Here is a 25,251-nt window from a genome sequence, read left to right as displayed (position 1 = left end):
CCCTACGTGCAGTAGGGGAGGGTTGGGGTGGGGTGAAGCCGATCGGCCTTGCGGCAAGCTCGTGCAACCCCTCCCCAACCCTCCCCTGCAAGCAGGGGAGGGAGCGGCGTCGGCGATTACTGCATGTACCAGCCGTGGCTCACCACAAAACTCTGGCCAGTCAGCGCCGCGCTCGGGAATGCCGCCAGGAACAGAGCCGTTTCAGCAATGTCTTCCACCGTGGTGAACACACCGTCCACCGTGTCTTTCAACATCACGTTCTTGATCACATCTGCTTCGCTGATGCCCAACTCTTTCGCCTGCTCCGGAATCTGTTTTTCAACGAGCGGCGTGCGCACGAAGCCCGGGCAGATCACATGCGAACGAACGTTGTGCGCCGCGCCTTCTTTGGCAAGCGTGCGCGACAGACCAAGCAAGCCATGCTTCGCCGTGACATACGCCGACTTCAGCTTCGACGCTTCATGCGAATGCACGGAGCCCATGTAGATCACCGTGCCGCCGCGGTTGTCTTTATACATGTGCTTGAGCGCGGCCTTGGTCGTAAGAAAGCCGCCGTCGAGATGGATCGCCAGCATTTTCTTCCAATCGGCGTAAGAGAACTGATCGATCGGGTTGATGATCTGCACGCCCGCGTTGGAAATGAGAATGTCCAGATGGCCGAAGGTGGCGACCGTCTTCTCGGTACCCGCGTTCACGGCGTCTTCGTTGGTGACATCCATTTCGATGCCGACAGCTTTGCCGCCTGCTGCCTTGATCTCTGCTGCTGCAGCGTCCGCTGCTTGCTGATTGATGTCCGCAATCGCCACGGCTGCGCCGTTCTTTGCGTAAAGCTCTGCGATCGCCTTGCCAATGCCGCTTGCAGCGCCGGTGATCAATGCAACTTTGCCGTCGAGACTTGCCATATGCCACTCCTTCGGATGGGGGATGGGGAAAGGATTATCGGCGGCACATCCATCCGGTTCAGGGCGCCTCGCGTACTTGCGAGACGCCGCGATCCTGCTACATCAGCGCACGCCTTCGGATAGGTAGGTATAGCCGGTCAAACCTTCATTCAATGTTACAAACAGCTTCTCGGCCTGCTCGCCGGTGACACCGGCGGCGGCGATCCGTTCGCGGTAACTGGTGCGTAATGCCTCGAGGTCATATCCCACGTAGTCGAGCATCAGATCCGTCGTGTCGCCGCGGCGCTTGTGGGCGAAGACATAGCTGTTGCCGTCCGCGCGCACGTTCACCGCATCGGTATCGCCGAACAGATTGTGGATGTCGCCCAGCGTTTCCTGATACGCGCCGACCATGAAAATGCCCAGGCGATACGGCTCGCCGTTTTTCAGTTCGTGCAGCGGAATGCTGACGTCGACACCTTCTGCATCGACGTAATGATCGATGCGGCCATCCGAGTCGCAGGTGAGATCGACCAGCACGCCACGGCGCGTCGGTTGTTCGTGCAGGCGCGCGATCGGCGCAATCGGAAAAATCTGGTCGATTGCCCACACATCCGGCACCGATTCGAACACGGAGAAGTTGACGAAGTATTTGTCGACGAGCTTTTCGTCCAGATCGTCCAGCGCCTGACGATGTGCGCGTTCGGCAGGCAGCAGGCGCGCGCGCACGGCATTGGCAATGGCGTAATACAACTCATCCAGCCGCGCGCGATCGGCCAATGACAACTGACCGAGCGCGTAAAGAGTCTGACCTTCCTGCAAGTGATGTTGCGCTTCGTGAAACAGCTCCAGCGACGGGCGCACATCGAGTTCTTCGTGCACTTCACGCAGATGACGCAACACCGACGGCTCGTCTTTTTCAGCAGGTGGCAAACTGCCTGCTGGTACGGCTTCCACTTCGCTCACGTTGATCACCATCACGGCATGATGTGCAGTCATCGCACGACCGGCTTCGGTGATGATGTGCGGCGCCTTCAAACCTTCCGCTTCAACGGCTTCGGCGAGCGATTGAACGATGGTCGTCGCGTACTGTTCCAGCGAGTAATTGATGGAGTTGTGGCTGCGCGAACGTGAGCCTTCGTAATCCACGCCAAGGCCACCGCCGACATCGACGATCTCCAGCGGAACGCCAAGGCGCGTGAGCTCGACGAAATAGCGCGTCGCTTCGCGCATGCCGTTGGCGATGTCGCGCACGTTGGAAATCTGCGAGCCCATATGAAAGTGCTGCAGCTTCAACGTGTGCTTCAAGCCCGCTTGATCGAGGCGTTCGACCAGGCTCAGCACCTGCGCTGGCGACAAACCGAACTTGCCTTTGTCGCCACCCGTGTTCTGCCACTTACCCGCACCGATCGATGCAAGGCGAACGCGCACGCCAAGCAGCGGCTCGACATTCAACGCCTTCGCTTCGGCAATGACGTTTTCCAGTTCGGACGGCTTTTCGATGACGATATGAATCCGCAAGCCAAGCTTTCGGCCGATCAGCGCAAGACGAATGTATTCGCGATCCTTGTAGCCATTGCAGATCACGATGGAACCCGGACGCGCCATCGCCAGCACGGCCATCAATTCCGGCTTGGATCCGGCTTCGAGGCCAAAACCCTGCTCGCCGGCAGCGACCAGTTCCGCCACCACGCCACGCTGCTGATTCACCTTGATCGGATAGACGGCCGTATAGCCGCCCGCGTAATTCCATTCGCCGATCGCTTTGGCGAACGCGCCCTGCAGACGGGAAAGGCGGTCGGCGAGGATGTCCGGAAAGCGCACCAGCAACGGCAGACGCAAGCCTTCGGCGCGTGCACGCTCGACGATCTCGGGAAGCGAAAGAGCCGGCCCTTTCGAGCCATGTGGCCGGATCACGATGTGACCGGCATCGTTCACATCGACGTAGCCGTCGCCCCAGTAGGGCACGGCATAGGTGTGACGTGCGGTCTCGGTGTTCCAGGAATTCGCCATGGACGGTATCTCCTTATGCGGGCCGTTCGATTGACCCTAAAGACGACATCGTCGCAGCGGCGAGCCTTGACGAACGCGAAGCCCACCGGCCGGAAGCCTCGCACGCCGCGGGGCCGGAAGGGCTTGGCGGGTCACGTCCGCATGGGGTGGGCGCGACCCGAATACGTATTGTAATAGGCCCGGCGCGACAATTTGAGGTCAACCGCATCGGCACCGTTCTCGGTACAATTGCGTCTCTTTAACCTTGCTTCTCAGGATCTTCCCGTCATGTCGCAGCCCAGCTGGTTCACCGAAGCGCATCAGGCTTCCGGTTCCTCCATCGGTTATCGCGTGGAAAAACCGCTTCATGCCGAGAAAACCCCGTTCCAGACGATCGAGATCTACCAGACCACCGACTGGGGCAACCTGATGGTGATCGACGGCTGCGTGATGCTGACCAGCCGCGACAACTTCCTCTACCACGAGATGATGACCCACCCGGCGCTGTTCACCCATGCGCGCGCCAAACGCGTGGTGATCATCGGCGGCGGCGACTGCGGCACGTTGCGCGAAGTGCTCAAGCACGAAGAAGTCGAGCATGCCGTGCAGGTGGAAATCGACGAGCGCGTGACGCGTCTGGCCGAGCAGTATTTTCCGGAGCTGTGCGAGTCGAACAACGATCCGCGCGCGGAGCTGCTGTTTATCGACGGCATCAAATACATGGCGGACGCCGAGCCGGAATCGCTGGATCTGATCATCGTGGATTCGACCGATCCGGTCGGTCCGGCCGAAGGGCTGTTCAACGCCGCGTTCTATTCGAGCTGCTTCAAGGCACTGCGTCATGGCGGCATTCTGGTGCAACAGAGCGAATCGCCGATTGCGCATCTGGAACTGATCAAGTCGATGCGCGCTGCGATGCGCACCGCCGGTTTCAGTGCCGTGCGTACGCTGCCCTTCCCGCAACCGTGCTACCCGACCGGCTGGTGGAGCTGCACGATGGCGCGCAAAGGCGGCGATCTTGCCGGTTTCCGCGAACGCGGCGCCATCAGCAAGAATTTCCCGACGCGCTACTACAACGCCGACGTGCACAAAGGCGCGCTGGCGACGCCCGAGTTCATGCGCGAAGCGTTGGGCGAATAATTTCAGCGAACGATCGGCGTGCCCGCACCTACCGCGGGCATCAGAACAACCGGCTGCGTACCTTGGGCAATAGCACCAGTACCAGGGTCGCAACGGGGCCAAATACCAGCGACAACAAGAACCACCACAGTCCGCTGCGGTTCTTGCCCTGCGCCAGACCGGCATTGATCAAGGCGAGCGTGCCCCATCCTGCAAACCATGGGACGGTCCCCTGCGCCAGCGTCAAAAACGAATCCACATCTTTCTCCCATGTACCGCGATGGCAAGCGGCCATGCTAACAAGTGCGGCCGCGGGCCGGGGCATCTGAATCCAGCCGTTCAGAACCGCCTTAGTCCGCGCGGGGTATGCTGCCCGCCTTTATGAACGACGGAGCATCTCTGATGCGCGGATGGCGCCCCCTGGTCCTTACCCTTCTCTGCACGCTTGGCGCCTCGTCGGCTGCTATGGCAAGCCCGCAAGACAGTCCCGGCCCCGGGCCCACTCCCTCGAAAGCCGACGAAGCGCGCGTCAATGCGTTGCTCGCCTTCCAAAGCGATCTGGTCAGCGTGCTGGCGCCAAGCGCCTCCGCCGACCGGCTGCTCGCCGCCGCGCTGCTGGCCCGTCCGCTGCCCAATCAGAACAAAATCAGTTCCTTCCATGCACTGATCGAACGTGCCGCCCACGCGGACGACGCCGGCCCTGCGGAAAACTGGGTTCGCCTGGCCGATTGCGACGCCAAGGCCAAGGAATGCCCGAACGCCGATGCGCTCGCCCAACTGGTCCAGCAGGCACCGGACAACGCGGCGGCCTGGCTGGTGAAGCTCAGCCAGGACGTCAATACGATGAAGGCGCAAGACGCACGTCAGGACCTGACGAATGCCGCCAACGCCAAGATCTATGACGACTATTCCGGCGTCGGCCTGAAAGCCTTGGCCGCCACCGTCAGCACCCTGCCACCGCCGCCCGCCACCATGGACCCCAATTCCAGTGCGGGCCCGAACGGCGTTCAGATGCTGATTGCCTTCAGCAGCGCGTCCGGCATTCCGCAGCCGGCACTGCACGACACCGCGACCTACTGCGAAGACAAAGCGCCGAAGGATCCGACCGTGAAGGACGATTGCCTGAAACTCGGCAAGATTCTGGAATGGGGTTCCAGCCCGCTGGGCCGCTCGCTCGGCTTGCACCTGCGTGAAGTACTCAGTGGCGATCCGGCCCAGCAGCAGGACGCCCAGAATGCGCGGCACAACCTGGTGTGGCAGGTACAGAACTTCGCCGAGCTCTCCGCCCGCGCGCGGAACGATAAAGCCCAATCGCAGCATCTGCTGGCCCTGGCGCGCACTGGCGGTACCCAGATGAGCCTGATACTGGCCGCACTGCACGACGACGGCATTCCCACCGACGCCCCGGCGGCCAAGGCCAACTGAGCCAAGAAGGGAACAGCAACCGCGCCAACTTCGTTGCAGTGCGCTATCGTTGCCTGTTCCCTTGCTCCCCTCTCCCCCGCTACCCTTGAGCCCACTCCACGACGCAGGGGCATGTAATGCTTACGGTGCTGGTAGCAAGCAGCAAGGGTGGTTGTGGCAAGAGCACGCTGGTAACCCAGCTGGCTTCGCATTGGGCGCAGGACGGCAAACGCACCGCCATCATCGATAGCGACCCGCAAGGCTCCAGTTTCCGCTGGGCCAGTCTGCGTCCTGAAAATGTGCCCGGCGTCCTGGCGATGGAAGGCGGCCGCAAGTCGCTCGACAAAGTGCCCGAAGACACCGATCGCCTGTTGATCGATACCCCCGCCGGTTCGCACGAACGCGAACTCGAGCCGTATCTGGAAAAGGCCGACATGCTGGTGGTGCCCGTGCTGCCATCGTCGTTCGACATGCACGCCACGCTCCATTTTCTCCAGCACTTGCGCACGATCAGCCGCATCAAACGCGGCAAATTGCCCGTCGCACTGGTCGGCAACCGGCTCAAGCCATGGACCCACGCCAGTCAGGAAGCGATGGAACAGCTCGCCGAACAGGCGCCCTTCCCGGTCATCGCACAATTGCGCGACACGCAGGCATATGTGTTACTGACCTCGTTGGGCAAGGGTATCTTCGATTACAACTCCGAACAGGTTCGCGGGCACCAACAGGACTGGGCACCTTTGTTACGCTGGATCAAGCGAAAGCACTAAGGAATTTTTATGCATGAATTGATCCTGCTACGGCACGCCGAAGCACAGCCCGCCTCAGCGGGTGCCGACGACAATGTGCGCCGCCTCAGCGGACGGGGCGAACAGGAGGCGCGCGCAGCAGGCGCTTGGCTCAAGTCGCACGGCATTCGTCCCGACCGCGTGCTGTGCTCACCTTCCGAACGCACCTGCGCCACGGCAACACTTGCGCTGGCGGCACTCGAACGTGCGCCGGCGATGCAGGAAGCGACCGAGATTTACAACGCCACGCCAGGCGAACTGCTGGCCCTGCTCGATCAACACGACGACGTTAATACCGTCATGTTGGTAGGCCACAATCCGGGCATCGAACGGCTGGTGGCATTACTCGTGGAAGGTCGCTCCGACGAATTTCGTGGCATGCCGCCGGCCGGATTGGCCGTGCTCCATCTGGATGGCCCGCTGGAACCGGGCAGCGCACGACTGGATGCGTTCTGGTCGCCGTGAGGCGGCTCTGGCTGCTGCCGCTGCTTTTTCTTGCGGCCTCGGCAGCGGCCAGCGAAACGGATTACCGCATCGATCCGCTTGCCTCGCAGGCAACCTTCGAAGTGCGCGTGCTGTGGCTGGAGCACGTCGACGGTCATTTCACGCAAGTCGCGGGTGATGTCGTGCCCGGACCCAGTCCCGATAGCTGGGTCGTCGATGCATCGATTTCGGTAGACAGCGTCGCGATGCCTACCTCGCGCATGCGCCAGTGGGTCATGGCGCCGGCCTTTTTCGACGCCGGCCATCATCCGCTGATTCACTTCATTTCCAACCCGATTTCACAGGCCGACTTAGACCGGGGTGGCACGCTCACCGGCTACCTCACCATGCGCGGCATTACCGCGCCGATTCAATTTGCGGTGGAACCGGTGCACTGTGAAGAAATATCGCCGACCCCCTGCAAGATCATGCTGCACGGTAATCTGCGGCGAAGCGTATTCGGCATGACTGCAGATCACCTGGCGCTATCGGACAGCGTCGACCTGAATCTGAGTATCACGCTGCAACGCGAAAGTCGCTGAGCCACGGTTATCATCGGCGCATGCGTCTGCGCTGCGGTCTATTCGTCATTGTGCTGCTGGCCGTGCTGCTGCAAGGCTGCACGCTGACGCGCGCGCGCATCCAGAAAGCCGATACGATCGTCGCCGCCAGCGTGGATCAGCAACTCACCTGTCACAGCCCCGATCACTGCGCAACGCCCTCGCCCTTGCTCGATGCGGCCGATCAGGCACTCGCCCATTCCACGCCGGACAAACCCGAACATATCGTCACGCTGCTCGACGACAGCGAGGCCGCATTGGTCGCACGCATCAATCTGATTCGCGCGGCACGCCAATCGATCGACGTGCAAACGTATATCTGGGACGAAGACGACACCGGCGAGCTGGTTCTCAACGAATTGATCGCCGCTGCCCGTCGCGGCATCAACGTGCGTATTGTCGCGGATCAACTTTTTTCGTTCGAAGACCCCGTGGTGCTCGAAAAACTTTCGCGCGCCAGCCCGAATCTTCAGGTGCGCATCTACAACCCCACCTTCCAGAATTCGCGTACGCCGCCATTGGAATTTGCCGCCGGACTGGTTTGCTGTTTCATAAAGTTCAACCAGCGCATGCACAACAAACTGCTGTTGGTGGATGATGCCATCGGCATCACGGGCGGCCGCAATTATCAGGATCGTTATTTCAACTGGGATAACGATTACGACTATGTCGATCGCGACGTGATGGTCGGCGGCCCCGCTGCGCAGGCGATGGCGAGCAGCTTCGAACTTTTCTGGAACCACAAACGTTCCGTGCCACTAACGCATCTTCGCGACGTGAATCGCCTGATTCTTCGCGACCCGAATCCGCCGCCATGGCCGGCACCGCACTACGCCAATCCATCGCGCGTCGCCAGCGCACAGGCCGAAGCGGAGGATTCCGAGTGGCTCACCGAGCACTTGATCGAACCGAGTCTGGTCATCAGCAAGGTGGAATACTTCAGTGATCGTCCTGGCAAGACGGAAAATCCCGACAAACGCGACGCGCGCGAATTCACCATGCGCCTGATGCGCCTTGTCACCGACGCAAAGCAAGAAGTCGTGCTGCAAACGCCTTATCTGGTGATGAGTAGCCGTGCGCGGCGCCTTTTCAAGAAGCTGCACAACGAAGCACCACCGCCGAAGATCATCGTCTCCACCAACTCGCTGGCGTCGACCGATGCCTTTGCGGTTTATGCGGTGTCGTACAAGCGTCGCCGCACCTATCTTACGAAATACGGCTTCGACATCTATGAAATGAAGCCGCACGCAGAGATCGCGAACGCTGCCTACGAGCAGGCAAACGTCTACGATGAAGAAGACGATGACGACGCGACCTCGGAACCCGCAACGCCCGGCTTGAAACACAAGCGCGCGCCAGGCACGGAACGACGGCCCGGTCTTTTCGGCAGTAACGGCCGACGCAATCGTCCCGCGCCACTGATAAGCGCCGGCCGCCGCTTTGGTCTGCACGCCAAGTCCATCGTGGTGGATAACGATCTGGCAATGGTCGGCACACACAACTTCGATCCACGCTCCGATCACTACAACACCGAAGCGGGCGTCATCATCTACGACCAGCGTTTTGCAAGTCAGCTGCGCGAGTCGATCATGCAATCCACCTTGCCGGAAAATGCTTGGGTGATTGCCGAGCGCAAGCCCGTGATTCCGGTGCTTGGCAACATCAGTCTGGCGATCAGCAACGTCTCGGCCAAGCTTCCGTTTTTCGACATCTGGCCGTTCCGCTACGCAACCAGTTACGACATCAAACCGGGCTGCGCACCGCTATTGCCCACCGATCCGAATTTCGAGAACTGCTACGCGCCAGCCGGCGATTTTCCGGACGTCGATATTTCACCCAAGTTGATCTACACGCGTTTCATCACCGCGTTCGGTGCGGGCGTGCAAGGCGTTCTCTAAGGGCTTAGGGGCGTTCCAGAATCGCCGTGACACCCATGCCGCCTGCGGTGCAGATGGAAATCAGCCCGCGACCGGAACCCTTCTGCTCCAGCAATTTGGCCAGCGTGGCGACAATGCGTGCGCCGGTGGCGGCAAAGGGATGTCCCACGGCAAGACTGGAGCCGTGCACGTTGAGCTTGGCCGGATCGATCGAACCGAAGGGCGCATCCAGCCCCAATCGATTCTTGCAGTAATCGGCCGATTCCCACGCACGCAGCGTGCAGAGCACCTGCGCCGCAAACGCTTCATGGATTTCGTAGAAGTCGAAGTCCTGCAGCGTAAGTCCATGCCGCGCGAGCATGCGCGGCACCGCAATGGTGGGTGCCATCAGCAACCCTTCGCCGTGCACGAAATCGACCGCGGCCACTTCGGCGTCGCGCAGATACGCCTGAATTTTCAGGCCGCGCTGGGCCGCCCACGCATCGCTGCCCAACAACACCGCCGCAGCGCCGTCGGACAAGCCGGTGGAGTTGCCGGCAGTGAGTGTGCCAAACCCGGATGTCTTGTCGAACGCCGGCTTAAGCGTCGCGAGTTTTTCCATCGTGGTATCGGGGCGCAGAAAACCGTCGCGCTTCAACGCACGGAATGGCACGACCAGATCTTCAAAGAAACCCGCCTCGTAAGCAGCCGCCAGCTTGCGGTGACTTTCCAGTGCGACGCGATCCTGATCCACCCGGCCGATATGCCACTCGCGCGCCATCTTTTCGCAGTGGTCGCCCATCGACATGCCCGTACGCGGCTCGGCCACGCCGGGAAACGACGGTTTCAATTCGCTCAGCGAAAATCCGCGCAGCGCGGTTTTCAATTTGTCCATCGGCGTCTTCGCGCGATTCATCGCCAGCAGGCGCTTGCGTAGACGCGGCGTGAAAACGATCGGCACATCGCTGGTGGTGTCCGAACCGCCGGCAATGCCAGCCTGGATCTGACCCGCGGCGATCTTGTTGGCGATGATGATGGTGTTGTCCAGCGACGTACCGCAGGCACGCGCGGTGGTGATGCCGGGGGTGGTCGGCGCCAGACCGGAGCTCAGCAGGGCTTCGCGGGCCAAATTCCAGTCGGAGGAGTGCTTGATCACCGCCCCCATCGCCACTTCGCCCAGCTCCACGCCGTGCAGGCCGAAGCGCTCGACCAGCGCACCCAGCACCTTCACCGACATCCCGAAGTTGCCCACATCCGCATACGCAGTGTTGTTGCGACAGAACGGGATGCGCACACCGCCGATAATGCCGACGCGCTGCTGCGTGTTTTCCATAGCCTGACTTATCCAGATACACCTGATCCGGCAAGGCTAACCCGCTCTGTGCCTGGGCGAAAGCCCGAAAGCGCGAATGTTAGACTTGTAACCCTTTGGCACACGGATATCCCTGCGTGGAAGCTGGTCTTTTGCAAGCGCTCCCCATCGTTCTGGCGCTGGAATTGTCCCCGGACGAACAACCCCGGCAACTGACGCTGGGCCGTGATGAGGCCGCCGAACTGGCCGCACTGGTGGCCGACGATCTGCACGCACTGGTTCCGCAGGTGGCGCAGGCGCGGCTGGCCTTGGCCGGCTCGCTGTTCGATGCGGTGGAATTGCTGCGCCCCGGTTTTCCCGTCTGGGCAACGCTGGACGAATTGGCGCGGCGCGTTCCGCGCGGTCAGTTGGAGAACGTCGTGGCGTTCGGCAGCCACGACGGCCACATGCCTGCACAGCCGCTCGAACCCGATCCGCGCTACGCCGGCGGTCCCATGCGCCTTTTGCCGCTCAGCCTGCTGGCGCCGGACGCATTGGCCAGTGAGCTTTCCGATCGATTGGAAGTCGAACTCGTCGGCCGCGGTGAAGCGGGGACGCGTACCTCCGACTGGTTGATGCGGAGTTTCGGCATCCGGCTGGAACATGCGCGCTTTTTGAGCCGCAACGACCTGCTTGCACTTACTTGCGTGCAATACGAACACGTCAACCTGGCACCGCTGTGGCAATTGCTGGAAGCGGCCTTGCTGACGCCCTATCGCGAAGAAACGACGTTGAGCGCGCGCGGACTGTCATTGCGTTATGCGGATGGCAAAGTGTGGGCGCAGTCGCCCGCGCAATGGCTGGCGCATCAAGGCGGCGATGCCGCCGATCGCCGTCACGCGTTTGCCGGTGTGATGTTCGAATTGCGGCAGTACGGTGCGTTATTGCATGCACATGGCATACCGATGCAACTGGATGGCGCCGCTGTCGAATATGACAACGGCGCATTGATCGACATCGTCGCGTCACCCGACATGTCCTACGGCGCACCATCACTTTTCGCGCATGAGGCACCCGGTCTGGGCGTCGTGGCCATCACCGTGGCGCAGCCAGGCCCCGCCGGCCGTGCGCGGGTGCTGGCGCACGCGTATCCCCTACAACCCAGTGCATTGGGCCCTTTGCTGGCGACCCTGGCCGATCATTTCGATTCAGCGAGCGATCTTCACGCCCTGGGCCACATCGAACTCGACGAAAACGGCCGACTCAGCGCACCGTCCCCCTCGCTTCACTAGGTGCAACGGCCTCCGGTCCGGCGCATGATGTGGCAACGAGCGCCCAGATAAACACCCTGATCGGTGGCTCCGGGGATCCGACATGTCAAAGGTGACGCAGCCCGTCGAAGGCATCACCTCCGCCCCCCCGGCGGGGACGGATCTGCTTGTGCATGTCGTACAGAGCGTTCCGGCGCTCATCACCTATATCGATACGGACGAGCGCTTCATCTTCGCCAACGAAGCACACCGGCTCTGGTTCGATATCGATCCTGAAAAAATCATGGGCCGTCTGGTCAGCGAAGCGCTGGATCCGGAAAGCTATCTGCGTGCCCGCGCAGCGCTGATACAGGCCCTGAGTGGTCAGGCGTCCAGCTACGAAGGCGAACTTTTCAGCGGCCCCGGGCGCCGCTACGTGCATGGCAGCTTTACGCCGGATTTCGATGCACAGGGCAACGTCTGCGGCGTCTTCACCGTCTTTACCGATGTCACCGAACGCCACGCACTGGAAGAGCAGCTGCGCGAAAGCGAGCAACGCTTCTCGCTCGCTTTCCAGCATGCCGCGGTCGGCATGGCACTGGTTCTTCCCGACGGCCGCTATCAGCGCGTCAATGCATCGTTGTGCGACATGCTCGGCTATACCGAAACCGAAATGCGCGCGATGGCTTGGCGCGACATCACGCATCCCGACGACCTGCCGCTCAGCGAAGCACTCGCCGCGCAAATCACCAATGGCCGGCGCGAAGCGTTTCAGACGGAGAAGCGCTACATTCATCGCGACGGACATATCGTCAACGTGTTGCTCAGCGTGTCGCAGGTGCGCAGCGAATCGGGCCAGCTCAATTACCTAGTGAGCCAGGTCCAGGACATCTCCAAACGCAAGCAATACGAAGATGCGTTGTTCCGCGAACGGCAACTCGCTGAAGTCACGCTCAACTCCATCGGCGATGCGGTAATCACTACCGACATCGCACTGAATGTCACGTCGCTCAATCCGATCGCCGAAGCCATGACGGGCTGGACCAGCACCGAAGCCAAAGGCAGTCCGCTCGACGATGTTTTCCGCCTGCGCGATATCAATACGCGGCAACCCTTGGACAATCCCTTGCGTCAAGCCATGCGGCGCAATGCGGTCGTCGACTTCAGCGGCAAGGCGATACTTCTGCATCGCAATGGTTTCGAAACGCCGATCGAGAACTCGGCCGCATTGATTCACGATCATTCCGGCAACATCACCGGCGGCGTGCTGGTCTGTCACGACATCAGCGAAAACCGCACGCTAGCCTTGAAGCTGATCCAGCTGGCCCAACACGACACGCTCACCGGCTTGCCCAATCGCAGCCTGCTCTACGCGCGTATCGAACAGGCGACAAGCATGGCGATGCAGCGTCATCGTCAATGCGCGCTGCTTTATATCGACCTCGATCACTTCCGCCGCATCAACGACACGCTCGGCCATGGTGTCGGCGATCAAGTACTGCAGGCGGTCGCGCAGCAGATACGCGGCACACTGCGCGAAAGTGAAGACTTGGCTTTCCGTTACACGGGCGACGAATTCGTTGTACTGCTGCCGCGCGTGGACGATGCCGACGAAGCGGCCAGTTTTGCGCAAAAGCTTCTCGACGCGTGCGCACAAACCAAGGTTTCGCATCTTCCGCCGCTCGACATACGGGCGAGCATAGGCATCAGCCTTTTCCCTCGCGATGCGATCGAGCCGGATGCGCTTGTGCGCAACGCCGACTCCGCCATGTACGAAGTCAAAACGCAGGGACGCCACGGCTATTGTTTCTATTCGCCGGAAATGAGCCAACGCTCGGTGGCAAGCCAGCGCATTGAAAATGTTCTGCGCCATGCGCTCGCACACGGCGAACTATCGTTGCAATACCAACCCAAAGTCGACGCGGCACTGGGTCATATCGTGGGTGCCGAGGCATTGCTGCGCCTACAAGTGGAAGGCAAAGACGCATTCCTGCCCGATCAGTTCATCCCAGTAGCCGAAGACACCGGCCTTATCGTTTCCATCGGTACATGGGCACTGCGCGAAGCCTGCGTGCAGGCGCGGCACTGGCAGCGGGAGGGGCGACCCATTCCCATCTCCGTCAACGTATCGCCGCTGCAGATTCAATATGCAGGCTTCTACGAGCGCCTCGACAGCATTCTTTGCGAGACCGGACTGGATCCTGCACTGCTTGAATTGGAACTCACCGAACGCACGGTGATGAGCGGTGGTGACGGCACCATTCGTCTGCTTCGCCGCATACGCCAGCGTGGCGTGCGTTTGTCGCTGGATGATTTCGGCACCGGCTACAGCAGTCTTTCCTATCTGAAACACTTCCCAGTCGATGCGCTAAAGATCGACCGCGCCTTCGTACGCGATATCACACAAGATCCGGAAACGGCCGCCATCACCAGCGCGATCATTGCGATGGCACGCAGCCTCAACAAGGATGTGATTGCCGAAGGCGTTGAAACGGAACTGCAGAGCACGTTCCTGCGCGAAGCCGGGTGTTCACAGATGCAGGGCTTCCTTTTTGGTGCGCCCATGAGTGCCGATGCATTACATCAGCGACTTGTGGAACAGGTTGCGTGACGGGACCACAGCAGTGATCTGGCCCCCAACCTTCCACTCAAACGTTCACCACATTTGGAAGAACGCCCAAGCTAACTAGAGCGTTACTAATAACCTCAACGTCACTCGCCCTCAACGTCATTCCAGCGAAGGCTGGACAAGCGCGAAGCGCGCAGAACGTCCGAAGGACGGCCCCGAAGGGGTAAGCGGAGCGAATCATCCAGTGTCCTCAGTACGTCAACGTCACTGGATCCCAGCCTTCGCTGGGATGACGAGCAAAAAAGCCCGCATCTTCGACACGCATCAAATCATCTGCTCATACATCAAGTAATGGCATTGATCCATGCCGAGCTTGTGATACGTATCTTGCGCACGCTTGTTCTCCGTCTCCACGTAGAGTCGCAAGCCGACCGCACCGGCATTCGCCGCGCGCTGCGCAACCGCGGTGTGCAGCGCGCGAAACACACCGCTACGCCGCGCCTCCGGCGCCACGTATACGCTCTGAATCCACCAGAAGTCGCCGTTGCGCCAGTCGCTCCACTCATAGGTCACCAACAAACAACCCGCAGGTTGCCCATCGTGCTCCGCAATCAAATAGAAGCCGCGGCGCGACTCATCGAAAACAGCCGTCACGCCGCGTGTCAGCAGATGAATATCAAGACGCTTCTGTTCGGTTTCCCACGCCATCGCCGCATTCCACTCGGCAATATGGGCAATATCACGGCGTTCTGCGTGACGGATCGTCACTGTAGTCACGTTGCGCACTCCAAAAACTAATTATGATTTGCGCCGCGTACGCGACGCACCCAATTTACGCGTTAGCGTATTGCGGCCGACACCAAGCGCCGCCGCCGCATGCTGACGATGATCGTTGTGCGCGGCCAAGGCGGCTTCAAGCAGCACGCGGTCCAGCGCTTCGCGCGCACGCGTGTGGATATCCGCCTCGCCCTGCATCAAGGCACGATCGGCCCAATCCCGCAACGCATCCGTCCAATCGCCACTCGGACCTTCAACGGATTTGCCAAGATCGGCAGGCAAGATTTCGGTGCCTGATGCAATCACCGCAAGACGCCGGCACAGATTTTCCAGCTCACGCACGTTGCCGGGAAAATCGCGCTGCGCCAATGCTTTTAACGCGGATTTTGAAAAACGTTTCGGCGGCAACTTGAGTTCTTGTGCTGCACTGGCCAGAAAATGCTGCGCGAGCAAGGCAATGTCGCTACGCCGCTGACGCAGCGCCGGCAATTCGATGCGAACGACATCCAGACGATGCTTCAGATCGGCGCGAAACAGTCCCGCCGCAACGCGCGCATCCAGATCCTGATGCGTCGCCGCGACGATGCGTACATTGCAGCGAATCAATTCGCGGCCACCCACCCGGTAGAACTCGCCGCCTGCAAGCACACGCAACAATCGCGTTTGCAGAATCAACGGCATGTCGCCGATTTCGTCGAGGAAAAGCGTGCCACCCTCGGCCTGCTCAAAGCGCCCCGCCACACGGCGCGTCGCACCGGTAAATGCGCCTGCTTCATGGCCGAACAATTCGCTTTCCAGCAACTCGCTCGGAATAGCCGCGGTGTTCAACGCCACGAACGGCTTGCCTCGGCGCGCGCTTTCTTCGTGCAACGCACGCGCCACCAATTCCTTGCCGGTGCCGGTTTCGCCCGTGATCAACACGTTCAAGTCGCTGGCGGCAACGCGCCCGATCAATCGAAACACCTCGCGCATCGGCGCACTTTCGCCGAGCAACGCATGCGATGGCGCGGATGGCGCCGGCACCGGCGCATGGGCATGCGGCTTGTCGGCCAGTGCGCGCTGCACTGCGGCGATGGCCTGATCGAGATCGAATGGTTTCGCCAGATAATCGACTGCGCCGGCACGATATGCGGCAGCAGTCGTCGCGACATCCGTGTACGCACTCATGACGATCACCGGACCGATCTGTCGTGTATGCAATTCGTCCACCAGCGCCAATCCGCCCTCGCCGGGCATGCGCACATCCGTGATCAATAGCGCTGGCGTTGCATCGCGCAAGGCTCCGCGCACGCTTGCTGTGTCTTCGAATTCACGCACCGACAAACCGGCATCGCGCAAGGCTTCGGCGAGCACGAAGCGCACGCCGCGATCGTCATCGACGATCCAGATATCCGACGTATCGGAGCGATTAGCCATCATTTTTTCCAGACGCGGCGCTGACGCGCGGCGGCAACGGGAGATATAGCGAGAACACGGTTTCGCCCGGACGGCTGACGTAACGCAATTCGCCACCGTGCTCGTGTGCAATTTCACGCGAGATAGCCAGACCCAAACCGGTACCGTCCGCGCGGCCGGAAACCAGCGGTTCGAACAACGTATCGCGCAACACCGGCGGCACACCGGGACCATCGTCGAGAACGTCGAGCCGAAGCGCGCTGCGCAACATGCGATCGCCCACCCGCACACCGTGCTCGACGCGACTGCGCAACGTCAGTGTCCTGGCGCCTGCTTCAATGGCGTTGCGCGCGAGGTTGAGCATCACCTGCAGCAGGCGATCCGCATCGCCATGTACATCCGGCAAACTTGGATCGTAGTCATGGCGAAGATGCGGCGGCGACGGTTCGGCCTGAATCAAATCGCTCAGACGTTCAAGCAGCTGATGCAGATTCACCGCACCCAGTTGCGGCGCGCCATCGTGATGCAGCAAACGATTGGCCAAGGCTGTCAAGCGATCCGCTTCCGCAATCACCAAGGCCGCCAGCGCCTGCATGTCTGCGTCGTCCAGACGACGCTGCAGCAATTGCGCCGCGCCACGCAAACCGGCCAGCGGATTTTTCACTTCATGCGCAAACCCGCGCAGCGTGGCCGACAGCGGCGAAACCGTCGGTGCCGACTCCGCCAATGCGTGCACTTCCACCAGCACGCTTTCGGCATTCAATGGCTGCAGCGACACGTCCGCGCGCAATCCGTCGCTCTGCATACCCGATAGCGCCACACCCCGACACTGCACCGAACGCTGCTCCACCAGACATCGCGCAGCCTGTTCCACCACGTCGGCGTCCGGCAAAAGTCCGGTGAGATGCTGCCCCTGCGCATGGCGCAAACCCAGCCCCAGCAATTCCGCCAGCGCCGGATTGATCCACTGAACGCGCAGCTGACCATCGACCAGTGCCAGCCCGGTCGACATCTGCTCAGCCCATTCGCGGGAGCTCTCTCTCATTGCACCATAATGGGCAATGCGCTGGTTTGGTGCAAATGGCAGTGCTCAGCCTGGTGAATTGACGCGAAATTTTTTGGACAGAACTCCAATGTTTGTATGCGGATTACAAACATTGGAGAACGGCCTGATTACAAACATTGGAGTTTGGGAGCGCAACGGTCACTGCGTGGCGACGCTCCAAAAGGAAACAATTGCTCGTAAAGGCCTCTAGTTCGGCCCGCCAGTCCGAATGCCGGCTCGTATTCACTGACAGTGAAATTTATTGACAAGCGCGGTCGACACGATTATCTTTAGCTCAAGGCCGAGTGTTACCGCTCGGTCGTGCTGACTTTGGGAATGGTTCTACTTCTTTTTCGATAGCAAAGAGCTAGCTAATCGGTCCCATTGAATGGGACGCTTCACGATCCATTGGTGAGGCTACGTCGCAGGCATAGGTGCTCAGCTCCTACGTCCTATGAATCTGGTCGTACCGTAATTGGTGACGGCGAGGTTCTGAAGCGTCAGAAATGGTGATTGGCTTGTTGTGTCGGGTTGGCTCCTTCCGGCTCGTTGCTACTGACGGCGGGTAATGATGCCCGTTGAAGGAGTTATCCAAATGGATAGCCACACCAAAGAAAGCAGCATCCGTCTGCTTAAAGAGCTGCGTGATGCTTATCGAGGCCAACTCGACACTAGCGTCATCGATGAAATTCAGACAGTAGTTACAGCACTAGAGCAAGAGGAAACTAGTTCGAACTATCTCACCGCGTTCAACTGGGGAGATCGTGTGCTGGAGCTAGTTGGCAAGGTAATTCGGATTGTCACGAACATTACCGATCTAATGAGCTGACTGGGATGGAGACGATAAGACGCAACAAGCCTTTCATGTTTGGAGAGATCTTATGAATCTTGGCGGCGCTATCCAAATGTGCCGTACCAGGCGCCAGCTCAGCCAGGCCGACTTGGCCAAGCTAGCTGGCTGCTCTGTGTCCTACCTTTCGATGCTAGAAAACTCGAAGAGAGATCCAACTTTATCTACGGTCCAAAAAATTGCCGAAGGTTTACGGGTCCCCGTTGAAATCCTGTTCTTTCTCGGTGCTGAGCGCGGTGAGCTCTCACATATCGATCAGGATCTCGCCGGCCGCTTGGCCATGACTGCATTGGATCTGCTAAATGACCCCGGACGCAAGCAAGCCTAGCTACAGATGTAGCCCAATTCGCTCCCTCGACAGCCTTAGCCGGGCTTTAGGCGTATCGCTAGAAACCTTGAATCGGCTTGCCTCTAGAGCAGACGACTCATATCGCTTAGCTAAAGCTATCGTTAAGCCAGATGGAACAATTCGCCAGCCGTTTGATGCGCAGCCCCCACTAAAGGCGATACATCGACGACTTCAAAAGCGGATTTTCGATAATGTAAGGTTTCCGGACTACTTAACGGGCAGCCTCAAGGGTAAAGATGCTCGATGGAACGCTGCGCTGCATACGGGCGCGAAGATTGTCGTAACGGAGGACATCAAAAACTTTTTCCCAAGCGTAACCGCCAACATTGTTTACTCGATTTGGGCAGGATTTTTCCGATTTGAAGGGAATGTCGCGCAGCTGCTCACCCTCCTCTGCACGAAAGACGGCATGCTACCGCAAGGTGCCATTCCCAGCTCTTACTTGGCAAATTTGGCCTTTTGGGAACAGGAATGGAAGCTTGTTGCAAATTTTCGAGCAGCGGGCATCACCTACTCTCGATATGTTGATGACGTAACGCTTTCTTCGCGAGAAAGTCTCGATAAGCCTCAGCTCACGAGATGTATCAGCAATGTATATAGCTTCATGGCTGCCCAGGGATTCAGGCCGAAGAGAACAAAGCAGGAGATTCGCAGGGCACACGCTCCAATGATCGCTACGAAGCTAATGGTAAACAGACGGCCTGCATTACTAGTCCAGGAGCGTCAAGGCATTCGTTCTGCCGTGTATCAGCTCGAGCGTGAAGAGATGCGAGGATGTGATCCGAAGGAGATCAAAGCGAAGATCGACAGCGTTGCAGGTCGCGTCGGACGCTTAACTCAACTGCACCCCACTGATGGCCACGCATTAAAGCTGCGGATTGCAGCATTGCGTCGCAAACTAGCCTCGATCTCTGCCGTGCCTTCGGCGAATTAAATCGAAACTTCGCGGATTAAATCCTTAGAGATTGCTCCGATCGATTTCGATCTTTCTCGCCCTGCATAAAAGCAACACTGATACGCAATCCGCCACCACTGACCCTACCAGCCCATCTCCACTATCCCGCCGAGCTTTTTATAAGCTTTAAGCTCGTGACCAGTAAGTCTTAGGGCCTTTGCTTTCGATAGCTCGACCGTTCGTCTCCAATGGCTCGCACATTTGGCCATGCAAAGCGCCTCCTCCCGGGCGATACACATCGTCGCGGCGATCAACCGTTGCGCCCGTCTAAAATCCGGCGTTGCAAATGGATTGGCCTTGATCGTTTTCAAGCATTCGAGTGAAGCTAGAAATACCTTGTCATTCTTCCGCAGTACTCCAGATGTGCCTTGCGCTTGATAACGCTGTGTATAGCGCCTCCATATTTCGCGCCTCCTAAGAGATGCAGCGCTCCGATTGGCACTCAATTCATCTAACGCGTAATTCGGGCTAGGCAAGTAGCTCAGCTGCGGGTGGCTGAGGAGATCTTCTAGGCAATGAGCGAGAGCAGCCGAATTGTCGCCTGACTTGACAGGGGAAAGTTCTAGCGATTTGTAGTCGCCCCATCGTTCCACTAGGGGAAGGGATGCTGCCTCCATTGGATTGAGAAGCATTTCATCGATGCTAATTCCTTGAAATGCGCACGCATTTATTAGTGTAATTAAATTGACACGCACGTTTTTAACCCTGTTACACGGCTTGCGATCGACTCGAACTAAACGGGCGAGTGCACTCATACCCGCGTTGGTTAAAAGAGACTTCGAAGGAGCCAACCGCAAAACCTCTTTAGCAAACAATTCGAATGCGTCCCCGGAAATGGGCTCGCGCCCCGGCGTGGCGCAAAGCCCCACAAGTTTTGAAATTTGGCTCTCGGCCCAATGCACGTACTGACTCTTGGGCGTCACTTTCCCTTCACCGCCTAGACGTCCCCTACATGCGCCGCAGGTTCGACGTGACATGTATGTAACCGAGAGCTTTTGAGCGGCCCCGCAGTGCCTGCATCGATCCTCGAGGTCACAACCATGAATAGGACATGTGACCCGAAGACCGATAGACCACTGGAAAGGCTCCCATGACGTCTCTTCGTCCCACCCCTCAAAGCACTGAGGACACCACCGATGGTAGGTTGAATTCCTTCCAATCGCGCCTGGCGCCAAAAGATTATCTAATAAATAAAACGAACCATATCGAATCGTATCGATGCCAGTGAGGGCCTCTAGATTCGCAATGCGCGGCTTGTAAGAAATACTGGGCCCACAGAATGCGGCCGTCATTGCCGAACGATGCCTGCCAGGCTCTTTAAATGGTCGACCAAGTGCAAGAATCCGGTGGACCGCCGTTCCCGTCATCCACGCTAATCGGGTCACATAGTGTTCGACGGACTCCACCAAAGGGGTGCCCACCCCACGAAGCGGGATGGGCGGCAACACGCTCCAAAATGGAGCCGAAATGGAAGCTCCCTTTTCAGTCATCACGCAACTTTTGCAGTGGCTTTCTTATTTAGACTCCAGCGTGCAGCGACTTCCTCTGATCGCAATGAACTGTCCGCGGTTGCTTTGACGATTTCAAACTCCTTGATATCACCCCATAAATTTCGGAGATCTTTTTCGTTGTAACTCGCCCTCTGGATATGTTCTTTTTTTAACTTAGTGTCGCCGTTCATTGCCGCCAAAACGGCCGCTCGCTGCATCAGTTTTACGATCTCACCAATCGTTCCGCCCGTCATGGCGTAGATGTCGGTGGCCATGGTGTAAAGCAGATCATTTTTCGAAAGCGGATATTTTCCGCTTAGCGTCTTCAAGAGTTGAAGGTAATGTACGAGATCCCCCTTGTTATGCTCGCTATACGGTGACATCCAGACCGGAATCACTCGTCGCCGAAGTTCCGAATGAATAGACCAAAGTTCGGATGCTCGAGCAACCCCTGTCATAATAAACATGATGCCGCATGCTTCACCCAGTGACATCAGATGTTCGATGTGATCGGACGGCTTCTTGTTTTTCCGATTGACTAATAGTCCGGTCACCTGGTCAAGTGACACATATTTGCACCCTCTTTCTTTCACAGTGCGTTTGAACGTCTTCCATAGGTCTCTCTCTGACATGCCGCTTCGCTTGAGGAGCGGCCAAATCTTGGCGGCTTCGTCAACATTAGCGGTTATTTCTCCTTCTACATTTAGCGGAATGTCACTATTCTCAAATAGCCAATTCAGCGATGGGGCGTTGAGTTGATCTATCATCTCATCCGCCAGGAATGCCGAGCTGAAAAAGCCGATCTGTGGTAACACGACAAAGCATTCGATGGCTGGAGTCTTTCCCCGCCCCCAAAGCAGCGGATTTCCGAAGGTCGCTTGCATCGCAGCATGGCGTAACGTCGTCTTTCCTACTCCTGACGGGCCCATGAGAAAAATCATATGTCCCGGCCTAAAATGACCCATCTCCATAAGGAGCTGGGTTTTCGTCGTAAGGAATTCATGATGCTCAATGATGTTCATGAGCGACCTCCTCGTTCGACACAAGCCTCCAATTGAGCCCATACAACGTCCGTGGATGGTTCTGATGTCGCGGATTCGTCCACGATGTCAGGTTCTTGCGCCTTAATGGGAAGGTTGTTGGACGCAGCGGGTTGCGCCAAAGTCGTTGCGTAATTCGCTAATTCGATACGGGTGTTGCGTTTGCGGCCGATCTCATCTAAGCGCCGCCGCGCTTCTGCGCGACGTATGGGTGCGTACATTGATTCGAATAGTTTTTCTGATGGTGTCATGAGAGCTAGGCTTTGCGCCTTACTGTGGAACGCCTTGATCCACTCGCCCCCTAATTTGGCGTAAAGGATCGTGGGATCTTCGCAGTCGCTTCTCAGCTCGACGATGTCATGGGAACGAAGGCCTCGAATAAGCGCATCGCTTGTGAACCATCCGTCTTCGGTGCGAAGTCCACGCTTCGTACTTAGCCTCTTCTTCAATTCAACCGGAACGGCTGTGCGTATAAGGAAATCGTCGTTTAAATCGCAAGGCACTCCAAAAACGCCTAGTGCCGCGATAGCTTCGGCCTTGGCTTCAAGCGGCGTCATGCCATCGCCCCTAGGCGAATTCGGAAAATCTTCATAGAGAAACACGAGAAACTGCTCTCGCAGTGTCTCAAACGATGTTTTTGCGTTTTTATAGCTCTTAAAGCGACCATCCACATGCCGGCCTTTTTGGTCGGGCTCGGTGCTTCCAATCATCGCGTGTGCAACCTGGTGATTTACCTGTTTGATCACGTTCTCAGCAATGCCGTTCCATGCACTTCCCGCCGAAGGTGACCAGCGCAGAGACATGTAACCGTCAGCAAACACTTCAATCCAAAGCGAGCGGTTTTCGGGGCCTCGATCTACATGAATGAGGTGTGGAAGTCGCCCATGTCGGCGCACGTAATCTCTCAACAGAATAGCCAAGCCATCCGTACGCGCAGGGCCAAAGATGAAAGCGTGTGCCATGACTTCGGTCGAACACCCATCGACGCCGACATAAAACTTCCCCTTGCCTGCAGGCATAAGCTTGGCGATGTCTGGCGCGCTGCGATTGTCTAGATCCGACGAATCAATATGAAGCGTGTGCCCGTACGCAATCGGTATAAGTGAGCGTTTACTTGGGTCGGTAGCTGGACGAGCTGCTTGGTAACCCCTAAAACCACCTGTCGCGAGCGCGTGAGCCAAGGGACTATGCCGATGTACCCGCTTGTCGAATGCTGTTCGGCCGCACGCTTCAATCCCTCGCCTACCGCACTCGTCTTTGAATGCCCCGTAGAGTTTCTTGAGCGCTTTAATCACACCCGTGTTCCACAGGCGAATTACGAGATCCTCGATCAGCTCTTCTCGCTCGTCCCCTATGCGCGAGATGCGGTTTCCGCACTTTCCATAGTTCGTCAAACACGCTGACAACGGAGACATACCTTCTTCGACCGCGCGCTCAATGTCTTTTGCCAGTTTCTTCCTCCGTACCGACAAAGGCACATCTTGCTGCAGCGATTGCTCGATGAGCGCATAACGCTTATGTGCGTATTGAACGTCCGTCGATGTCGCTCTAAGAATGGGATCGATGATCTCTGGCTTAGAGAAAAATTTACCGACCTGATCAAGCGTCCGCATGTCAACAATCGCGGCTTGCGCAAGATCGCTATAAAGGATGAATCGATCGGTCATCAGTATCGGCGTGCTTTTTATCGGCCCATGCACTAGACCCATACTCAGAATCCACAGCGCCGTCCTCGCCGTAAAGCCTTCAAATTCGTCCATCAATTCATTGATTGAGTAGGGGCGCTTTTGTATGGCCCTCATGACAGCATTAACGTCGTACGTTTCACCACTGTGTGCGGAGCAGCATTTGACGCCATACATGGCTTCGAGATTTTGCAAGTACACACCCGGTGGATCGGGTGGTGTCCAAACAGAAAAACTCAATTCATGCGCCGTAGCGAAATTTTGATAGGGGCCGTGCTGCCAAACGCCGTCCACCTTTTGCCAGTCAGCTTGCTCTTCGGTAATTTTACGTGTGAGCCACGAATCGGGCTTGCACTCCACCAGTTCGACTCTGTCTTTATGAAATACCATGAAGTCGAGGTGTGCTGACGTCACATGACGCCGATAATTTCCGATCAACCGCTCTATACGCTGACAGGGGACTTGGGTGTAGTACCCAATCACATCTGGGTCGTGTTCTAACTCATATGCTTTCACCAATTCACACGTGTGACTCTCCATCATGCGTGGCCCTCGATTCTTAAGAGAATCCAGGCGCGTGACCACATTGGTGAGTGCACCCTTGCCAACCTTGCGACCCGCACTTCCGCACACCATGTTTTCAGCATGACGTATTGCTTTTTCACTCATGCCAGCGTTCGCGTAAACAAGGTCACGCTCGTCCCGTGATGGACCATCCACTTGTTGATCTAAAGACATCGCACATCCTCCGCTGAGTGGCGGCGGACGCGTTCGACTTTCATCTCACGATAGGTTTTTGCGGCGAGATGGAAAACGCGCCCGTGCCAGGTCTAAAGCAGACTTGACAACTGGGTCGGCGCGAGGGAAAGTAACTGGCAGCGACACTGCAAACGTCGCCAATTCTAAAAAACCCCTTTCGTTCGAGCGATGGGGGTTTTTCCTTTCCAGGCCGGACAAATTACGTATTGTTTTGAATGGCCTAGATCATGGCGTGCTCCTTATCGTCGTTAAGCTGGGCGAGCCCCCTAAATGATGCGCGCTGGGCCGCAGGCCCTTTAAGCCTTGGCCCTCGTGGATTTTGCCTTTCCCGACTCGTGAGTTTTTCCAGGCCGTGCGGGCTTCTCGATGGTTTGTGGGATTAGCGATTCCAGCCACGCTTTGACGGTATGCGTCGTCGCGAACCACCCTCGCCGCCCTGGAACTTGAAACATGGGAATGGGAAGGCGACCGGTTTGCCGCGCTTTCGCCAGCGCTGCGGTGGATGGATATCCCAGTAAACGAGCCGTCTCGGATGCGCTTAGCAATGGCGTGCGAGGTAAATAAGCGTCCAGATTTCCCAAGGTCGCATCGATCGTCGATCTCATATGTTGCTCCACGTCGCGCATAGTCCTGCTTAGTCGTGCTTCGTCGCGCTTGGTCGCCATACCCGACTATGTGTGATCGATACTCAAGACCGGGGCGGTCTACAGGCA

Annotated in this window: 21 protein-coding genes and 1 pseudogene; 11 read left to right on the top strand and 11 right to left on the bottom strand. The window is 58.2% G+C overall.

The genetic code is table 11. The features are described 5' to 3' along the window. Positions 1-116 precede the first annotated feature (116 nt). Both EKH79_RS14190 and speA read right to left on the bottom strand, forming a co-directional pair. Positions 117-902 (bottom strand): 3-hydroxybutyrate dehydrogenase, encoded by a 786-nt coding sequence (locus EKH79_RS14190; RefSeq protein WP_126674503.1) that lies wholly within the window; start codon positions 900-902, stop codon positions 117-119. 102 nt (positions 903-1,004) lie between these two features. Then, positions 1,005-2,894 carry a biosynthetic arginine decarboxylase gene (gene speA, locus EKH79_RS14185; RefSeq protein WP_126674502.1) on the bottom strand — a complete coding sequence of 630 codons (1,890 nt, stop codon included), beginning with the start codon at positions 2,892-2,894 and terminating at the stop codon, positions 1,005-1,007. Between the two features lie 267 nt (positions 2,895-3,161). Here speA and speE point away from each other — a divergent pair, with 267 nt between their 5' ends. Next, positions 3,162-4,013 (top strand): polyamine aminopropyltransferase, encoded by an 852-nt coding sequence (gene speE, locus EKH79_RS14180; protein WP_126674501.1) that lies wholly within the window; start codon positions 3,162-3,164, stop codon positions 4,011-4,013. Positions 4,014-4,053: 40 nt separating this feature from the next. Here the strand turns inward: speE and EKH79_RS14175 are convergent, their stop codons facing one another. Beyond that, complete coding sequence (locus tag EKH79_RS14175; RefSeq protein WP_199754336.1) at positions 4,054-4,251, bottom strand: antitermination protein NusB; 198 nt, start codon at positions 4,249-4,251, stop codon at positions 4,054-4,056. A gap of 143 nt (positions 4,252-4,394) precedes the next feature. Between EKH79_RS14175 and EKH79_RS14170 the strand changes: the two genes are divergently transcribed. The 5 genes from EKH79_RS14170 (at position 4,395) to EKH79_RS14150 (ending at position 9,125) form a co-directional block, all read left to right on the top strand. After that, positions 4,395-5,417, top strand: coding sequence for a hypothetical protein (locus EKH79_RS14170; protein ID WP_126674500.1), 1,023 nt, complete (start codon positions 4,395-4,397; stop codon positions 5,415-5,417). A gap of 116 nt (positions 5,418-5,533) precedes the next feature. Further along, a complete protein-coding gene (locus EKH79_RS14165; RefSeq protein WP_126674499.1) occupies positions 5,534-6,166 on the top strand; it encodes a nucleotide-binding protein in 633 nt (210 codons plus the stop codon). A gap of 9 nt (positions 6,167-6,175) precedes the next feature. Continuing rightward, complete coding sequence (locus tag EKH79_RS14160; protein WP_126674498.1) at positions 6,176-6,649, top strand: SixA phosphatase family protein; 474 nt, start codon at positions 6,176-6,178, stop codon at positions 6,647-6,649. Next, positions 6,646-7,209: a YceI family protein gene (locus EKH79_RS14155; RefSeq protein WP_158621258.1), complete on the top strand. Its 564-nt coding sequence runs from the start codon at positions 6,646-6,648 to the stop codon at positions 7,207-7,209. Before EKH79_RS14160 ends, EKH79_RS14155 begins: the two co-directional genes overlap by 4 nt. A 20-nt stretch (positions 7,210-7,229) precedes the next feature. Further along, positions 7,230-9,125: a phospholipase D family protein gene (locus EKH79_RS14150; protein WP_126674496.1), complete on the top strand. Its 1,896-nt coding sequence runs from the start codon at positions 7,230-7,232 to the stop codon at positions 9,123-9,125. Between the two features lie 4 nt (positions 9,126-9,129). Here EKH79_RS14150 and EKH79_RS14145 read toward each other — a convergent pair whose 3' ends face one another. Next, positions 9,130-10,416, bottom strand: a complete 1,287-nt coding sequence (locus EKH79_RS14145) for an acetyl-CoA C-acetyltransferase (protein WP_126674495.1) — start codon at positions 10,414-10,416, stop codon at positions 9,130-9,132. Between the two features lie 116 nt (positions 10,417-10,532). On the opposite strand from EKH79_RS14145, the gene EKH79_RS14140 reads away from it, so the two are divergent. Together EKH79_RS14140 and EKH79_RS14135 are read left to right on the top strand one after the other, a co-directional pair. Further along, positions 10,533-11,666 (top strand): hypothetical protein, encoded by a 1,134-nt coding sequence (locus EKH79_RS14140; protein ID WP_126674494.1) that lies wholly within the window; start codon positions 10,533-10,535, stop codon positions 11,664-11,666. Positions 11,667-11,748: 82 nt separating this feature from the next. Beyond that, positions 11,749-14,235: a sensor domain-containing protein gene (locus EKH79_RS14135; RefSeq protein WP_126674493.1), complete on the top strand. Its 2,487-nt coding sequence runs from the start codon at positions 11,749-11,751 to the stop codon at positions 14,233-14,235. Between the two features lie 282 nt (positions 14,236-14,517). On the opposite strand, the gene EKH79_RS14130 is transcribed toward EKH79_RS14135, so the two are convergent. From EKH79_RS14130 to EKH79_RS14120, 3 genes are read right to left on the bottom strand one after another with little or no spacing between them, the layout of a single operon-like run. Then, entirely contained in the window at positions 14,518-14,970 is a 453-nt protein-coding gene (locus EKH79_RS14130) for a GNAT family N-acetyltransferase (RefSeq protein ID WP_126674492.1), read from the bottom strand. 21 nt (positions 14,971-14,991) lie between these two features. Further along, the gene (ntrC, locus tag EKH79_RS14125; RefSeq protein ID WP_425478507.1) at positions 14,992-16,389 is read right to left on the bottom strand and encodes a nitrogen regulation protein NR(I); all 1,398 of its coding nucleotides are present in this window, start codon (positions 16,387-16,389) and stop codon (positions 14,992-14,994) included. Continuing rightward, the gene (locus EKH79_RS14120; RefSeq protein WP_126674490.1) at positions 16,379-17,410 is read right to left on the bottom strand and encodes a two-component system sensor histidine kinase NtrB; all 1,032 of its coding nucleotides are present in this window, start codon (positions 17,408-17,410) and stop codon (positions 16,379-16,381) included. Before EKH79_RS14120 ends, ntrC begins: the two co-directional genes overlap by 11 nt. A gap of 595 nt (positions 17,411-18,005) precedes the next feature. Between EKH79_RS14120 and EKH79_RS14115 the strand changes: the two genes are divergently transcribed. The 3 genes from EKH79_RS14115 to EKH79_RS14105 all read left to right on the top strand — a co-directional run bounded on the left by EKH79_RS14115 (position 18,006) and on the right by EKH79_RS14105 (position 19,543). Further along, positions 18,006-18,239 (top strand): hypothetical protein, encoded by a 234-nt coding sequence (locus tag EKH79_RS14115; protein WP_126674489.1) that lies wholly within the window; start codon positions 18,006-18,008, stop codon positions 18,237-18,239. Between the two features lie 52 nt (positions 18,240-18,291). Then, positions 18,292-18,588 (top strand): helix-turn-helix transcriptional regulator, encoded by a 297-nt coding sequence (locus EKH79_RS14110; RefSeq protein WP_126674488.1) that lies wholly within the window; start codon positions 18,292-18,294, stop codon positions 18,586-18,588. A 67-nt stretch (positions 18,589-18,655) separates the two neighbouring features. Further along, a complete protein-coding gene (locus EKH79_RS14105; RefSeq protein WP_158621257.1) occupies positions 18,656-19,543 on the top strand; it encodes a reverse transcriptase family protein in 888 nt (295 codons plus the stop codon). A 104-nt stretch (positions 19,544-19,647) separates the two neighbouring features. Here EKH79_RS14105 and EKH79_RS19085 read toward each other — a convergent pair whose 3' ends face one another. From EKH79_RS19085 to EKH79_RS14090, 4 genes and pseudogenes are all read right to left on the bottom strand, one after another. Continuing rightward, a complete protein-coding gene (locus tag EKH79_RS19085) occupies positions 19,648-20,487 on the bottom strand; it encodes a hypothetical protein (protein ID WP_233590330.1) in 840 nt (279 codons plus the stop codon). A 117-nt stretch (positions 20,488-20,604) separates the two neighbouring features. Next, a pseudogene (locus EKH79_RS19220) lies at positions 20,605-21,054 on the bottom strand (TniQ family protein); the annotation flags it as partial. Next, complete coding sequence (locus EKH79_RS14095) at positions 21,054-22,076, bottom strand: ATP-binding protein (RefSeq protein WP_158621256.1); 1,023 nt, start codon at positions 22,074-22,076, stop codon at positions 21,054-21,056. The gene EKH79_RS14095 and the pseudogene EKH79_RS19220, both read right to left, overlap by 1 nt. Next, positions 22,073-24,517, bottom strand: coding sequence for a PDDEXK family nuclease (locus tag EKH79_RS14090; RefSeq protein WP_126674484.1), 2,445 nt, complete (start codon positions 24,515-24,517; stop codon positions 22,073-22,075). Before EKH79_RS14090 ends, EKH79_RS14095 begins: the two co-directional genes overlap by 4 nt. Positions 24,518-25,251 lie beyond the last annotated feature (734 nt).

The organism is Dyella dinghuensis, assembly GCF_003977615.1.
GTDB classification, from domain to species: Bacteria; Pseudomonadota; Gammaproteobacteria; order Xanthomonadales; family Rhodanobacteraceae; genus Dyella_B; species Dyella_B dinghuensis.
This window is presented reverse-complemented; position numbering and strand designations above follow the sequence as displayed.

Coding starts and splice junctions, on each gene's coding strand:
- EKH79_RS14145 (WP_126674495.1), bottom strand. CDS start 10,416: ATGGAAAACACGCAGCAGCGCGTCGGCATTATCGGCGGTGTGCGCATC.
- EKH79_RS14120 (WP_126674490.1), bottom strand. CDS start 17,410: ATGAGAGAGAGCTCCCGCGAATGGGCTGAGCAGATGTCGACCGGGCTG.
- EKH79_RS14190 (WP_126674503.1), bottom strand. CDS start 902: ATGGCAAGTCTCGACGGCAAAGTTGCATTGATCACCGGCGCTGCAAGC.
- ntrC (WP_425478507.1), bottom strand. CDS start 16,389: ATGATGGCTAATCGCTCCGATACGTCGGATATCTGGATCGTCGATGAC.
- speA (WP_126674502.1), bottom strand. CDS start 2,894: ATGGCGAATTCCTGGAACACCGAGACCGCACGTCACACCTATGCCGTG.
- EKH79_RS14110 (WP_126674488.1), top strand. CDS start 18,292: ATGAATCTTGGCGGCGCTATCCAAATGTGCCGTACCAGGCGCCAGCTC.
- EKH79_RS14170 (WP_126674500.1), top strand. CDS start 4,395: ATGCGCGGATGGCGCCCCCTGGTCCTTACCCTTCTCTGCACGCTTGGC.
- EKH79_RS14095 (WP_158621256.1), bottom strand. CDS start 22,076: ATGAACATCATTGAGCATCATGAATTCCTTACGACGAAAACCCAGCTC.
- EKH79_RS14090 (WP_126674484.1), bottom strand. CDS start 24,517: ATGTCTTTAGATCAACAAGTGGATGGTCCATCACGGGACGAGCGTGAC.
- EKH79_RS14115 (WP_126674489.1), top strand. CDS start 18,006: ATGGATAGCCACACCAAAGAAAGCAGCATCCGTCTGCTTAAAGAGCTG.
- EKH79_RS14165 (WP_126674499.1), top strand. CDS start 5,534: ATGCTTACGGTGCTGGTAGCAAGCAGCAAGGGTGGTTGTGGCAAGAGC.
- speE (WP_126674501.1), top strand. CDS start 3,162: ATGTCGCAGCCCAGCTGGTTCACCGAAGCGCATCAGGCTTCCGGTTCC.
- EKH79_RS14150 (WP_126674496.1), top strand. CDS start 7,230: ATGCGTCTGCGCTGCGGTCTATTCGTCATTGTGCTGCTGGCCGTGCTG.
- EKH79_RS14160 (WP_126674498.1), top strand. CDS start 6,176: ATGCATGAATTGATCCTGCTACGGCACGCCGAAGCACAGCCCGCCTCA.
- EKH79_RS14135 (WP_126674493.1), top strand. CDS start 11,749: ATGTCAAAGGTGACGCAGCCCGTCGAAGGCATCACCTCCGCCCCCCCG.